Genomic DNA, 14,208 nt, shown 5'->3' on the forward strand with positions numbered 1-14,208 from the left:
GTTCGTGCTCGAACCTGGTTCGGTCAGTTCCGCGAACTCGTCCTGAAATGCGCTGTCAGAAACATCGAACTTAGCGTTAGCCACTCATCACCGTGAAATCACGCGTCTAAACAGGGCCCTTAATTTCTGTGTTCCGGACTGTGCGTGATCTGGCTTAAGAAGCGGTATCGTCGGCATCGGAGGGTCCGGAAAAAGTTTAGGAACGAGTTACAAGAACGGCAATTCAGTCAAGTTGAATATAACAAATACTCTGGGATAGGTCCTCTTCGCACTATGAGTTCGGGAAATATTGTGGGGGACGTGGATGAGGTGCGGGAAGAGACGTTTCGTGTCGACCCTCGTAATGAGCAACCAGCGGTGGGCCTAATCCTACGAAGGAACAATGAGGATGCAGTGACACGTGTTGTACTTCGGGCGGCCGCACATGGACATGCGGTGTTTCTCACCTATCAAAGCGACCCCGACAGGAGCTTCCTCAACACCTTGTGCCAGTTCAACGTCCATGTCGTTCAACCGAACTCACGGACTGACAACCTCGTGTTGCTCTCGATGCTGCTCGATGCGGCGCGCAAAGAAGGACATCCGGGACTCATTTTCCACGAAGACCCAGAGGAGTACATCGACTACGAGCGGACGAATGTCCGCATCACCGAGTCTCAGACCTCGATCATGCAGCCAGTGACGGCGAGATACCCACCGTCTAAACAGGAGAGTCACCTGATTGTGGGGATACCGGTATACAACGAAGAGGAAACAGTCCAGAACGTCGTCAGTGGTTCTAGTCAGTATTCTGATACTGTGATTGTCATCGACGACGGGAGCGAAGACGACACATCTAGAAGAGCTTCGGAGGCCGGGGCGACGGTTCTCCGTCATGAGACCAACAAGGGCTACGGGGCGGCATTACAGACACTCTTCCGCGAGGCGATGCGACGAGAAGCAAAGCAACTGGTCGTCCTTGACGGAGATGATCAACATGACCCTGACGACATCCCCCGATTAGTTGAATTCCAGCGAACACAAGAGGCCGACCTCGTAATCGGCAACCGGTTCGGGAACGACGTGCGGACGGACATGCCGAGCTATCGCCGTACCGGCCTCAAGGTCGTGAACGGACTAACTAACCTCAGTCTCGGAATCCTCCCTCGGGGGGAGTGGATCAGTGACACACAGAGTGGGTTTCGCGTGTACAGCAAGCAAGCGATCCAGACGCTCGCCCGCGATGAGAGCCTCAACGATGGAATGGCTGCGAGTACCGATATCCTCGACCACGCCATAAGTCACAACTACAGGATCGCCGAGATCGGAACTGAGATTGACTACGACGTGGTAGATGGAAGTACCCACGCGCCCATCTCACACGGTTTCGTTCTGGTAAGCAATATCCTGAAGAAGATCGAATCGCGCCGGCCGCTCACGTTCATCGGCATCCCTGGGTTCGGAATAATGTTGTTCAGTCTTACTATCTCCTACTGGATCATCTCACCACTACTCTCAACCGGAACGGTTTCGACGGCCCCGATACTCGTCGCCATCGTTTCGTTCCTCCTGGGGACAGTCGCCTGTGTCACTTCGCTCATTCTCCACTCACTCCACATCATGAACGGACACTACGACGCAACTCCGGGGACGACCGATGGATGACTGGACAATAGGTGCCCCGAAAGGGGAATCCGACTGTTCCGGCGAGCAACAGCACTCGAGCGCCAACCGCACTGACAGGCACCGTCACTCGACGCCTGCATTCGACGAGACGGTCACAAATGTCCTCTCGTTCGACCTCGAGCACTGGCACTCAGCGACGCTCATCAGCGAACACATCACGTCCCCAGACGATCGCATTGAAGAGTCGGTTCGACGTGTCCTCGAGATTCTCGATGCCCATAACGTCACGGCGACGTTTTTCACCGTTGGAGAGATCGCCCGGGAGTACCCCGGATTGATCGGGCGCATCGCGGACAAAGGTCACGAAGTTGCCTCGCACGGTGATACACACACGCCGCTTTCCGACCTCGACCGGCGGACATTCAAAGCGGAACTCAAACGGAGTAGTGATGCTATCGAGCGAGTGACAGGGACCAGCCCTGAGGGATTCCGTGCGCCTAATTTCTCGCTGGAACCGACGACCGCCTGGGCAGCTCAGACGCTCGCGGCCGCCGGTTTCGCATACGACGCGAGCATCTTTCCCATCCAGACGCCGATGTACGGGGTTAGCAGCGCACCAGTCCGGCCATATCGGTTCCACCCCGAGCAGCCATTCACGAGCTGCGACGGCCGGTCGGGGACGAGCGCGAGCCTAGTCGAACTCCCGGCTGCCGTCTTCCATCCCTGGTTCAGGCTGCCGGTTGCTGGCGGTTTCTACGGACGCGTGCTACCCCGAGAGTTACTTGAAGCCGGAATACGAAACCTCAACCGGCGAGGCGCTCCGGCGATACTGTACTTCCACCCTTGGGAGTTTAATCCAGACGTTCCGACGACCGGCCTCCCATGGCACAAGCGGTTCGTCAGTTTTCACGGGATCGATGGATTAGGGGAGAAACTGGGAACGATACTCGACTCCTTCGCCTTCGACACGGCGGAGGCGGCAGTCGCGACTGTAGAAGCTGACGGTTTTCGCGAGACAGATTCTCACGAGAGGAGAACACAAATATGACACGTTCTGATGAGACGACCGACTCGTCAAGTTCGATAACCGGTCACGACAAAAGCCTTGATCTGTGGATGCCGACTGTGAACAGTCGGCCACAGCAGGAAGGTGACGGCGTCGAACTGTTCGAATTCGTCCTATTGCTCGGCAGTTGGGCTATTCTCGTCGGCGCCTACCTGCTTGTCTCGGGAATGTTCACTGCCCAGTCACTTTTCATCGGGGTGTTTGTCGGACAATTGATCCTAGTCGAAGTCACTACGACCAACGACCCAACAGCAGAGAAACAGAGTGTGCTCAGCTGGAGTGCCCGTGTCGGGTATCTCGTGTTCGGGTACTTCATCTATAACGATGTGCTAGCGCTCATAACAGCCGGATAATACTAGAAAATGACGTCATCCACCCGTTACAGCGTCGACCTCCTCGACGATACAGGATGCGACTCCCGCTGGACAGAGTTCGTCGCTGCGCACGACCACGCGACACCGTACCATACGCTGGCCTGGAAACAGGCCATCAAGGAGACGTTCAGTTACGACCCAGCATACCGACTCGTAACCGACGCAGAGGGGAGCGTGGTCGGAGCGATTCCCGGGTTCAAACTCCCTGAGACGGTCGGTACAAGTCTCAAGAACCCGTTCTGCGAATACGGCTTCCCCTTGGTAGCATCCGGTGTCGACCCGCGCGAGGTACTCGAAGCAGTCGGGGGCAACGTCGGAGGCACCCGTGTGGCCATCATCAAAGACTGCCCGTTCTCGGGCGTGGCAGGTTATAGTGCGGCCGGATACGGTGGCGTCGAGACCGGTATCACACATCGGCTGGATGTGTCGGTTGAGTTCGACCGGCTCCTGGAGGATGTGTTTGACGACTCGCTTCGCCGGACGGTCGACCGTAAGGGGGAGGTCGACGCTATTATCGAGCAGAGCGACGACGTTGCGGCGTACTACCCCGTCTACGTCGAGACGATGCAGCGACTCGGGAGTCCCCAGTTCCCGGCAGGGTTCTTCGAATCGCTCCGAGACGCGTTCGGGGCTGACTTCCACTACTACACCGCGACTATAGACGGTGAAACGGTTGGCGGACTCATCGTGCTCACCGGGGGCGACGGGCGGTACATCTTGAGCAATGCGGCGGTGAGACAGTCGGGCGCCCCTTCCTACAACGCGTTGCTGTACGCGTCGGCTGTCGAGAAGGCCTGCGAGACAGACTGCCGCGTCATCGACTTCGGACGGTCGGAACCGGGGTCGGGCGTTGACCAGTTCAAGTCACAGTTCGGCGGGACTACGTTCCGGCTCGTAAGTTTCGTCACGCCGTCGCGTCACGTCGGACGGGCGGACGTGTCCGGGTACAAGCGGCTCGCCCCAATCACCCGCATGTTGAGCCCGGTGATCACACATCCGGCGGTCGGACCGGAACTGAAACGGAGGATCCACGAATGAACACCGCGAAGCTAGTCGCGCTCGGGGCCGCCTTCGCCATCGCAGTGACGAACGGGTACTGGTGGCGGCGGCTGCGGACCGTCGAGAGTGGGCTTGAAACGAGCCATGAGTGGGATCAACGAGCGGTGACTAACGACGCCGACAGAGACGTGGTCGATTCTAGACAGATGTCACTGCTCAATCGGGCCGCCGAGAAAGCAGACACGACGCCGGAAGACCTCCCGGAGACAGTAGAGATGCTTGACGAGAAACGGCGTGAACTCCGAACGAACGTCAAGAAACTCCGGACGGAATGGGTTTCGTCGTACTGGGAGGCGTTGACCCGGAGCAGTATTGAGACAGACCGCCCGCATGTCGTCACCATTGACCTCGGTAGGTCGACCTACGACGATGCACGCGCGTTTGCCAACCATGCACAGGACGCCGACCGGGAGGTGGTAGTCGCTGTCGCTCGGTCGGACGACACGTTCGCTGTCGGGGTGAGTGAGGACCTGACCGAACGGTTCGGCGTTAGCGCCGACGACATCGCGACGACGATTGCGACGGAAGAAGACGGCAACGCCGGCGGGACGGCGGCGTTCGCAGGCGGCAGCGTGCCGGACGCGGACCGTTTGTGCGACCGGGTCGACGGCTACTGCCCGGACCTCCACTCCCAGCCGGCCGGATAGAACATGGATGGCGGGTCGGCGGAGGTCGGTCACGCCGACCAAGAGACTGAAAGTGAGGGCTGACCGGGTCTGGCGACGCCGTAGGCCGTCAACGTGTCCGACATTGCTGACGTTGGGGCCGGAAACCGGACAGGCGCTCCGGATTGCTGTGACCGGCGAAAGAGAAAGGAAAGGTAATCATCGAGCCCGTGTGTTGATAGATCGCTCATGGGTAAGCGATCGTTGGTAGTATCATAGAGCGGTTTCGAGATGGTTCTGAGTGCGTCCTCGTTCGGTTTGCGACGGTATAGTTAGAACGCTCTAAAGGGCCTTGTTTAGACGCGTGACTTCGCGGTTGTGAGTGGCTGACGCTGAGTTCGATGTTTTTGACGGCGCATTTCAGGACGAGTTCGCGGAACTGACCGAACCAGGTTCGCGCACGAACGATTTCGCCGTATTTGCGGCGCAGCGCGAAAAATATGGATTCGGCGTTCGAGCGTTGATGGCAGATCGTATCAACCTGAAACAAGTTGTTTACGATGCCGTGCCAACCGGATTCGCGGTGTATTATCACCGGTTTCACGTCTTCTGCACGGAGTCTTTGGCGAAGCAGCCACCAGTCGTAGCCTTTGTCGGCGGTAGGAATATTCAGTTTGTCGAGATTGCGCTTGACTATCTGCCGGCCGATCCTAGAATCGTGCGGTTGTTTCATCGATCAATGTATATCGAGGATCGTATCAGTTTCACAATCACTGAGAAGCATCGTTTTCACCGCCTCGAACGTGTACTTCGTCCGTTTTGCGTAGTATTGGTTGGCAGCTATCCGATCCATGCCGGTTGTGTAAATAACCGGAATATCGCCAAGATCGTATAACTCCACCGACAACCGCAGCAAGACGCGCCAGACCCGCATTTCGAGATCTTGCTTGCGCGTACACACGGTCGTAAAATCAGGCAGATCAGCCACCGTTAGGCCAAGTCTGTCGATAATTACATACATCTCATGCAGCACGTTCAGCAGTTGCCGATACGTGTGATCAAGATACCCGCGGAGGCCATGAATCGTCACGATCACTCAATCTGCGTAGCCGTCTTCCCCTTCTTGGAACGTTGGATCCGGCTCGCCGACACGGCTTTTTGAGCAAGCGAGACAACCCGATCAGTGAAGCGGGCAAGTTTGCTATACACAAACTCGTCTTCCCGCTTCACTTCCTAGTAAGTTAGACATTTAGCCGCCCTTACTAGCTTCTAAATATGCCCCTCTAAAGTAGGATAAAAGTCTGTATTGGGAGACGCCGCAGTGTGGCGAGATCTACCGTCGCGCCAGCGAATCTATGCCAGTAGATTCGCGGCTCGACACTCCTAGACGAACTCCTTGAGTGGTATTATGCTTCGTCGAGTGGCGTATTGCGCCACCCTTGCCCGCTGTGACTTCCAGCTACTGCTGCGAGCGGACCAACAATCCTAGTACCCAAGAGTACGATAGATAGCGTTCGAAAACGACAGCAAGTTCCCGAGCGGCCACACATCGTCAGACACACGGTTCGAGACGCGAACTCTGGCACATCCGACGAGACCTGGTGTCTGCATATGCCTGCCACTCGGTTTAGAGTGCCGTCGCCTCTATCGCGACGCCGATGTCCGTCGACGTGACTTCCAGAACCCGCCCCTGATGTTGAATACGAGGTCTAGAATCTCACCGAGGGCATCGCAGCGGTCATCTCCCTCTACCAATTGGGCATCCGTGTCTTATGGATGCGGTCGCTGTGTTAGCACGAGAGAACACCTCATCATTGTCAAGGACGCGATACTGGGACTCGGGACGCTTTGCATTTATCACAATGTCGGGCGCCGAAGCGACTACTGATTTTTTATTTTCCGCGTCTCCAATGAAGCCATCTCGTACAAGGGCGTACTCTTGCTCTGTAACAACAACGTAACGGCTACGCTGGGACCGCTTGAACCACGCCATTGCTTAAACTCGCCGGCGCAATAGTGGTAGCACAGGCGTTCAAGGCATTTCCTGTCACGTTGTGTCAAGCGGTCCAGACATGTGTGCTGGACCCGCTGTTCTGATCCACGTCAGAGGCTTGTGGACGGGTAGAAAACGATGACTCACAGACCGCGCAGCGAATGCTCCGGCAGTAGTTCGACTAACTCGATGAACCGTCACAAGTTGCCCGAGTCGACACTCATATGCTACCAATTTCTTGCTGAAGAGTCCGCTCAACCACCAATGGCTGTCAACCACTCGTCTTCCGCTACGCGATGCTTGTCCGAACTACCGTCGTGATGCCGTCTGCCGGAAACTCCCGCAATGCGGCGTCGAGTATTCACGCTTTAACTATACTCGCTGGCACCACGAGAGCAGTGTCCCACCGCCACCCATACCGCTAACTCGGTCCTCCTGCCAGTACATAGAAGCGTATCTTCGGCACAGACCAGGGAGATCTGTTGGATCGTCCGTGATATTTGGAGTCCTATCGGATCCTGATTGCCAGTTTCGCCGCCAGAAGGGCAAGGACGCCTCCATGAGTGATCCTAACTGCAAAAACGGCTGCGGCACTACCCAGCGTTCGCCACCCGCAACGGCCGCCTGGACCACCCAGTTCAGGGTCTGCAACTGGTGACCGATCCGGTCAGCTCATATAGCCTAACGGACCGAGTATAGCGTGGTTACTGTGCCATATATCACAAGTCGATGGAAAGTGATATACACGAGTCATAAATGATAACACCGGCGCCGGCCAAGAGTGTGAGATCGACTGGGGTCGCGGACCAAACAACGGTATACCGGAGCGCAGTTACACCGCCGAACATCATGAGGGGCGCGACCAGCGGTGGGCTGACGACCCAGATGAACCTGCGGAGCGACCCGTTGACCTCTCTGATCGCGAATAGTTGAAGTGGAGGAAAAAGTGTCTAGAGCAGTGTCAGACTGTCTCTTCTCGGCTTTGATGCAAGTCAATGACCTCAGACAAGTGGCCGAACTCGGGGTCCACCCCAAGGATGAGCGTTGTCTCCATCTCAATGGCTAGCGTAGCAGCGTATGTATTGCTAGTAGATATACTACCAATATATTTGATACAACCAACGGCACTCCACGGAGGCATCTTGACTGTAACTCCAAACGTCGTAAGATACGGTCGTTTCGTGCCACTTGACGTTCTCAAGATGAAGTTTCGCTCTGTGACGTAGCGGTCTTGGTCTCACTGAAGAATCGTTCGGCCTGGGCTTTCTCGCTGGTCTGCATCTGCTTTGATACAACGTACGTAATCCTCTGGCCAATGGGCGCTTTGAGGATGTGCTGGCTATCCTGTCCATGAACACTCGATCAGCCACGGCCAGCTCTACCTCGTCGAGCAGGTTAGATTAAACCCTAAACGGCCGTCGGTCCGCAGTGTGGTAGTCATCCGTCCCGACCGCCCGATCGTGGCCATCGGTGTTCGGGTCACTTGCCGTCCGTCGACGCGGTAATCATCATCGGTGTCTTCGCACTCGTCGTGAGGATATGCCCACCTACACATGACCGGTGCCCGGCGTCTAGCATCTCCCCTGAAACCACCTCCGATCCGATCACCGACACGGTATACTTGTTAATGTCACCACACCCCACGGATCACTCCAACAGATTTCTCCTTTCTTGCGGACTGTATTATAGCGTAGTCGACATCGCGTGACTCCACGAACTCTTTGAAGAACATATTATCGAAAATATCATCCATAATAATGACGGAGTTCTCATGTAGTTTCGATCGTACGATCGACAGGGCGAATTCTCGTCCTCCATAGCTTTTGTCGGAATCGTAATGAAAAAGGTCTATCGAGTCGACTGACGAAATGATCTCGGGGAGATTCTCCCGGTCCGGACCAATGGATAACTCCCAGATATCACGTTTTTCGTCGTCTACGAGGATACCGATCTGGTCCTCTGACGGCCGAAGTGCTGATTCGGGGTACGGTAGATCGTTACTATACAGTTTTCCCTCGCTGTTTTTGTACAGCCCGTCGGTAATGACACGTGAGGACCACCCAGCGGCGACGCCCGTCTCTAGTACCGTCGTCGGTTCTAGGTATCGCGTATAAAAATACAAAATATCGTGAGCGGCTCCTCCTGCACCTTCCTCTATACGATCATGCAAGTCAGACGTGTAGACCTCGTTCCCGTACTCGGTCTGTAAGTCCGATTCTAATTTGTCCAAGTACGACATCGTTTCCAGCCACAGCGCCTCGTCAGCCTCTCGCAAGTAGTCTTGTGCACGCACGTGGTGGTTACGTGCCCACTTTTTTAGCACCCGTCCGATATACTTTCGATAACACTGTCGAAGGACATAGCGTACTGCCCTGATGGGGTTTTTGATCCCCTCGGTAGCCAGTTCTGCTGTTCTCATGGGATCAGTCATTAATGAGGATGGTTTATTTGATAAGATAAGTTCGACCGCGCTCTCTCCTGCGAACATCCCCAGACTCCGACAGACATCCGCATCCCCACGTTCAATCGCCAGGAGCGCGACGTGGTCGAATGGTTCCCTATTCGCACTTTTCGGGATCGGCCTGACGACACGTCTGTTGCGCCCTCAGTCTCCCCTCCTTCTCTCATTTTGGCCGCGATACCCATTTAACGACGTGTATTCTACAAAGAACAATTGTTATAAAGTGGCACACCATCCGGTGGCACCCGATAGCTCCAGATTAAGTCTCTGTTGGACGACATACTCGAATTTCAACGCCGCTGACCAGATCGAGATAGCCGGAGTCGTGCTGGATGCGCTGTGTTCTCCATCTCTTAAATCGGAATGTCCAGTTTTCGTCTGTCTCGTCGGGGTGGTACTCTAATCACTCCCTCATCGACGGCGGGTTTCCGGGGCTCAAGGTCTCGTGCAAACGCGTCCGGAAAGGACGGCGAGAGACATAGGGAGATGTCGCCAGGGATCGGATCATTCGGGTAGACGGTTCATACTAATGGAGGGCGGTCCGGACAGGGCGGATGTGATCGGACGACAGATTGGGGACAGAAACAGGAATGGTGAGACTCAAAATATCCTTCTCGCTGTGGGGGCTCTCTCACTAGCGGTAACCTGCTTGTTTCTCGCGCTTGTCCCCCCGGCCACTACCTACGAGACATCGCTCGTCAACGCGTATCCACCGCTGTTTTGGCTGTCGTTCGCGGTCGGTCTCACCGTCGTCGTAACAGTTTTTGCCGTCTCAGCCGTAGCGGGAAGCTCACACTGGCGTTACGCCTTCGGTCTCCTCGCTGCGTTCTATGCGGTCTTTTTTTTTCTACCTGTCCATCGGGGCTACAGGCTGTACGGTCGCGGTGGATCGGACACGATCGCCCATCTCGGAACCGTCAAGGCCGGGCTAGCCACCGAGTCGATTGACGTGTTCTACCCGCTAGAACATCTCGTAGTGGCCGAACTATCGATGCTTGGCGTCCCACTCACGATCAGCAGACATCTCCTGCCACTGGTCTTTACCCTCCTGTTCGTCGGCTCGGTTGGGATCTTGGTCCGGACGTTCATCGGCCGCCGGTACGTTATCGGCGGAGGTCTCTGTGCAGCCACGCCCCTCGTATTCACGTACCAACAAATCCAGATCCTCCCTTTCCTCCAGTCGCTTCTCCTGTTTCCGCTTGTGGTGTTTCTCCTTGAACGGACCCGACAGACCGACGACCCGCGATACCGGCTGTCGTACGTCGTTCTAGGTGTCGGAATCGCTTTCTTCCACCCGGTGACGGCGGTGTTTCTGGTGATCCTCGTCGTCAGTACTGTCCTCTTCGGCCGGGCCTACGACTGGTACGAGCGGGGCAAGACCTGGTCGGTGTCCACTCGTCTCGCGCCGCTTTCCGCTGTCGTGATAGTGTGGTGGTACAGTTCCTTCGACCGGACCTCGATGGCCGTCTCGAAGGTAGTAGGGGCGTTCTCCCGGGGCCACCAGACACCTATGACTGCACAGACACAGCAGGCAGCGACGGCCGACTTCACGATTCTACAGTTGTTCCAGCGGACAACTGCGAAGTACGGGATGATATTCCTCGTCCTCGGTATCGGGGGGCTGTATTCGCTCACAGTTCTCTACCGAGTCTCCCGTCACGACCAGCGCTACCCGGAGACGTACGCCACGCTACAGTACGCGATCGGTGGCAGTCTCGCGGTGCTCTTTCTCGTGACGTACCTCATCGCGTTCGACCCAGTTCGCGTCTCACGGTACTTCGTTTTCGGTGCCGTGTTGCTGGTAGGGTTGCTCCTCGCCCGTGCGAGTCTCCCGTGGCGACGCGAGGGTCAGTCGATCAGCGTCTCGGGGCGGGCGCTCATTCTCCCTGTCGTAGTGGTCTGTGTCCTGATGGCCGCCCTCCTCGGGAGTTTCGCCGGGACGACCTACTGGCCGAACAAGCAGATGACCCATGCCGAGTACGAAGGTGTCGAATTCCTCCTATCGCACAACGATCCGTCTGTCGAAGTCCACGCTCACTCCCTGCACCCAAAGACGCAGTGGTACGTCACCGGCAACCGGTCGGTCCCCGGACATCCGCCCGCCTTCAATGAGGGGTCAACGATACCGAGACACCTCGGATACGACCGCAACGACACTGCCGGACGAACATTCAGCCGGGCCTACCTCGTGACCCAGGCCTATGACCGCGAGTACTACCGCGCATCCTATTTCACCCCTGAGCAGCGACGCGCCCTGTTCGTCTACGACCGGTCGGCGCTCGATCGTCTCCAGCGAGATCACACCGCTGGCCGTGTGTACACCAACGGCGGGTTCTCCGTCTGGGACGTCAATCCCGCACGGGAGGTGGACGACCGGTGACGGTCGTGGAACTACCGCCGGCTCTCATGGGGGTCACCCGAGCCAGAACCTGGGCCCGAACTCGTACTGGCACGCCAGGCCAACCAAGCGCCGATGCCGAACGGTGCTGGAATTACCGACGATGACCGGGCGCCGAATCTGTTTCGTCTGTCCGACGGTGTACGGGTACTACTACCCGGGCGAGGCGTTCACGGGCGGTGGCGCACAGCGCCAACTCTACTTGCTCGCACATGAGCTCAGCGACCGGTTCGATGTTCACTTCGTCGTCGGGGACTACGGCCAGCCGAAGACCGTGCGGACCGACGGCGTGACGCTCCACCGTGGGCACACGCCGCGGACCGACCCACCGGCGGTCGCTCGCCTCTTTCAGGTGCCTCGTCTATTCGCAGCCATGCGACGGGTCGATCCCGACGTCTTCGTCCACCGTGGGAATCCGGACGTTGCCGCAGTCGTGTACCTGCTTTCCCGCGCGCTCAACACGCCCTGGATCTACAATGTCGCCAATGACGACAACCTGCTCGGACGCGCGGAGGATCTACCGCTCCCGCTCTCTGTCCTCTTTCGTCAAGCGCTGCGGGACAGCGAGACCGTCATCGCACAGAGTGAACGACAGGCATCGCTGCTTGAGGATCGTTTCAACGTCGCGTCCTCAACCGTTGTCCCGAACGGTTACCCCGCCGTCGAGTCCATCCAGGCCCACGACCGGCGGATGCACTTCCTCTGGGTGGGATCTATCGACCGGGAGCAAAAGCGCCCCGACCTGTATCTCGACTTGGCCGGTCGGTTTCCCGATTCCCGGTTCCTACTGATCGGCTCCGGACCGGACAACGGGTACCACGACCGGGTCAGACAACGGGCCAGTGATCTCGACAACGTCACCCGTCTCGGTCGTGTCCATCCCGACGAGATCCACGACTATTACGAGCAGGCCATCGCGCTCGTCAACACGTCGGTCTACGAGGGGTTCCCGAACACGTTTCTGGAGGCCTGGCGGTACGCGACCCCGGTCGTGAGCCTGGACGTGAACCCGAACCGATTCGCCAGAGATGCCGAACTGGGCGGTTACGCTGACGGCGAGTTCGATCGACTCGCCGACCTCGTCGAGAGGCTAGCGACTGACGAGAGATACAGGGCGGCGATGGGCTCGCGGGCTCGCGAGTTCTTCGAGTCCGAACTCCGCATGTCGTGCGTCGCTCGGCGCTACGGAGAAACCCTCAAGGCATGAACCTTCGCAAGGTCGCCACAGACTCCGCGGTTTCGGGCCTGCGGACCGTCCTGTCGATCGTTCGGGGAATCGCCGTCATCGCCATCATCACCAACGAGCTGAACGCGGAGGCGTACGCCGCGTGGGTGAGTGCCTTCGCGGTCGTGAGCTTGGTCGGATCGATAGGAGCGCTCCACCTCCATGGCGCGCTGATACGTTACAGACCGAAAGACGCGTACTCCGAGACGGTGTTTGCCGATGTTCTGTGTCTCGCTCTCGGGGCCGCGACCCTCGTGACAGCCGGTCTCGTTGGTCTCGGTTCGATTGTACCACTCTCCTCGCTTGTCGACGGTGCCGACGACTTATTCGCTCCAGTCGTGTCGCTCGTCGCAATAACCGTGGTCTCAAAGCCGATTTTTAACTATCCCAGATCTGTAGAACACGTGAAAATTTATGAACTGCTCGTCGGTCTCCGACTGATTGGGGAGATCGTCGGTATCGCCGTTTCCATCTATATCTATGAGAGCCTCACTCTCGCACTCTGGTCGGTGTTTGCAGTCATTGCGCTGCTCTCGCTGACCATCCTCGTCGGATACCGTCCCGTGCGCGGCCTGCCGTCCCCGTCGAACTTTCGAACCTACCTGACCTACAGCCTCCCGATGGTCCCCAAAGGAGTCGGCTCAAAGTTGTTGACTGACGCCGACAAGCTCCTCCTGCTGTACTTCCTCACCCCGAACCACGTCGCTGTCTACGCGGTTGCCTACTCCCTGGCGAGCCAGCTCGGCAATCTCACAGCGCCTCTTAACTCAACACTGTACCCCACTGTAATCTCCGCTTGGGAAAGAGATAACAAGACTGAATTACGGTCACTGTACACTTCTATCTTGCGCGGGACGGTATTGATCGGCATCCCGGCGGCCGTGGGATTATCGATTCTCAGCCGCCCATTGTTGACATTAATGTCGACATCCGATCTCGCGTCGAAGGCTTACTTATACGTCCCTATTCTTTCATTAGGGTTTCTGTCTCAAGCCCTCGATGAACCGCTACGGTATCTCGTCAACGCGGCCAACGAAAACCAAAAACTCGCTGTAATAACTGTTACCAGCGCGGCGTGCAACATCGTATTAAACGTTGTCCTCATCCCCCTCATTGGTATCCAGGGTTCTGTACTGGCGACCATTGCGTCACAGATCGTGATCACGGTCTATCTCTCGGTATACGCCGTTCGTACGATACAGGTATCGTTCTCTTTAGGAATCGTATCTGCCGCAGTCCAAGGAACGGCCGTAATGGTTGTCGTGCTAATGGTATTGCCAGTCGGGGGCGTAGTGGATCGAGTTGTCCTCTTTCCTATTATCGGAGTGGGTGTTTATATTGCATCTTTACTCTTTCTAGGTACGATCTCGGTACACGACCTCCAAGCGTTCAAATCAACATTCATGGAATGAGACGGTGGGG

The 14,208-nt window shown here is 57.0% G+C and carries 9 protein-coding genes and 2 pseudogenes; 9 read left to right on the plus strand and 2 right to left on the minus strand.

Annotated elements, in window-relative coordinates; translation table 11 throughout:
• The 6 genes and pseudogenes from ACMGFG_RS22480 to ACMGFG_RS22505 all read left to right on the plus strand — a co-directional run.
• Positions 1–96: pseudogene (locus tag ACMGFG_RS22480) on the plus strand (IS5/IS1182 family transposase); the annotation flags it as partial.
• A gap of 177 nt (positions 97–273) precedes the next feature.
• On the plus strand, positions 274–1,644 hold the full coding sequence (locus ACMGFG_RS22485) for a glycosyltransferase family 2 protein (protein WP_436932526.1): 1,371 nt from the start codon (positions 274–276) through the stop codon (positions 1,642–1,644).
• Positions 1,637–2,653: a polysaccharide deacetylase family protein gene (locus tag ACMGFG_RS22490; protein WP_436932527.1), complete on the plus strand. Its 1,017-nt coding sequence runs from the start codon at positions 1,637–1,639 to the stop codon at positions 2,651–2,653. The genes ACMGFG_RS22485 and ACMGFG_RS22490 overlap by 8 nt, the downstream gene beginning before the upstream one ends.
• Positions 2,650–3,024, plus strand: a complete 375-nt coding sequence (locus tag ACMGFG_RS22495; protein ID WP_436932528.1) for a DUF8044 family membrane protein — start codon at positions 2,650–2,652, stop codon at positions 3,022–3,024. Before ACMGFG_RS22490 ends, ACMGFG_RS22495 begins: the two co-directional genes overlap by 4 nt.
• A gap of 9 nt (positions 3,025–3,033) precedes the next feature.
• Positions 3,034–4,083, plus strand: a complete 1,050-nt coding sequence (locus ACMGFG_RS22500) for a GNAT family N-acetyltransferase (protein ID WP_436932529.1) — start codon at positions 3,034–3,036, stop codon at positions 4,081–4,083.
• Positions 4,080–4,751, plus strand: coding sequence for a DHHA1 domain-containing protein (locus tag ACMGFG_RS22505; RefSeq protein WP_436932530.1), 672 nt, complete (start codon positions 4,080–4,082; stop codon positions 4,749–4,751). Before ACMGFG_RS22500 ends, ACMGFG_RS22505 begins: the two co-directional genes overlap by 4 nt.
• A gap of 337 nt (positions 4,752–5,088) precedes the next feature.
• Here ACMGFG_RS22505 and ACMGFG_RS22510 read toward each other — a convergent pair.
• Together ACMGFG_RS22510 and ACMGFG_RS22515 are read right to left on the minus strand one after the other, a co-directional pair.
• Positions 5,089–5,939 (minus strand): annotated as a pseudogene (locus ACMGFG_RS22510) (IS5 family transposase); the annotation flags it as partial.
• 2,393 nt (positions 5,940–8,332) lie between these two features.
• Positions 8,333–9,121: a class I SAM-dependent methyltransferase gene (locus tag ACMGFG_RS22515; RefSeq protein ID WP_436932531.1), complete on the minus strand. Its 789-nt coding sequence runs from the start codon at positions 9,119–9,121 to the stop codon at positions 8,333–8,335.
• Positions 9,122–9,719: 598 nt separating this feature from the next.
• Between ACMGFG_RS22515 and ACMGFG_RS22520 the strand changes: the two genes are divergently transcribed.
• The 3 genes from ACMGFG_RS22520 to ACMGFG_RS22530 all read left to right on the plus strand — a co-directional run bounded on the left by ACMGFG_RS22520 (position 9,720) and on the right by ACMGFG_RS22530 (position 14,198).
• On the plus strand, positions 9,720–11,543 hold the full coding sequence (locus ACMGFG_RS22520; protein ID WP_436932532.1) for a hypothetical protein: 1,824 nt from the start codon (positions 9,720–9,722) through the stop codon (positions 11,541–11,543).
• 121 nt (positions 11,544–11,664) lie between these two features.
• On the plus strand, positions 11,665–12,768 hold the full coding sequence (locus tag ACMGFG_RS22525) for a glycosyltransferase family 4 protein (RefSeq protein ID WP_436932533.1): 1,104 nt from the start codon (positions 11,665–11,667) through the stop codon (positions 12,766–12,768).
• On the plus strand, positions 12,765–14,198 hold the full coding sequence (locus tag ACMGFG_RS22530; RefSeq protein WP_436932534.1) for an oligosaccharide flippase family protein: 1,434 nt from the start codon (positions 12,765–12,767) through the stop codon (positions 14,196–14,198). The genes ACMGFG_RS22525 and ACMGFG_RS22530 overlap by 4 nt, the downstream gene beginning before the upstream one ends.
• The last annotated feature ends 10 nt before the right edge of the window (positions 14,199–14,208 follow it).

It is taken from the genome of Halosimplex halobium, from assembly GCF_051414055.1.
Taxonomy (GTDB): domain Archaea; phylum Halobacteriota; class Halobacteria; order Halobacteriales; family Haloarculaceae; genus Halosimplex; species Halosimplex halobium.

Bases quoted from the DNA above. Each gene is read 5' to 3' on its own strand.
- ACMGFG_RS22490 (WP_436932527.1), top strand. From the start codon at position 1,637: ATGGATGACTGGACAATAGGTGCCCCGAAAGGGGAATCCGACTGTTCC.
- ACMGFG_RS22500 (WP_436932529.1), top strand. From the start codon at position 3,034: ATGACGTCATCCACCCGTTACAGCGTCGACCTCCTCGACGATACAGGA.
- ACMGFG_RS22495 (WP_436932528.1), top strand. From the start codon at position 2,650: ATGACACGTTCTGATGAGACGACCGACTCGTCAAGTTCGATAACCGGT.
- ACMGFG_RS22530 (WP_436932534.1), top strand. From the start codon at position 12,765: ATGAACCTTCGCAAGGTCGCCACAGACTCCGCGGTTTCGGGCCTGCGG.
- ACMGFG_RS22485 (WP_436932526.1), top strand. From the start codon at position 274: ATGAGTTCGGGAAATATTGTGGGGGACGTGGATGAGGTGCGGGAAGAG.
- ACMGFG_RS22515 (WP_436932531.1), bottom strand. From the start codon at position 9,121: ATGAGAACAGCAGAACTGGCTACCGAGGGGATCAAAAACCCCATCAGG.
- ACMGFG_RS22525 (WP_436932533.1), top strand. From the start codon at position 11,665: ATGACCGGGCGCCGAATCTGTTTCGTCTGTCCGACGGTGTACGGGTAC.
- ACMGFG_RS22505 (WP_436932530.1), top strand. From the start codon at position 4,080: ATGAACACCGCGAAGCTAGTCGCGCTCGGGGCCGCCTTCGCCATCGCA.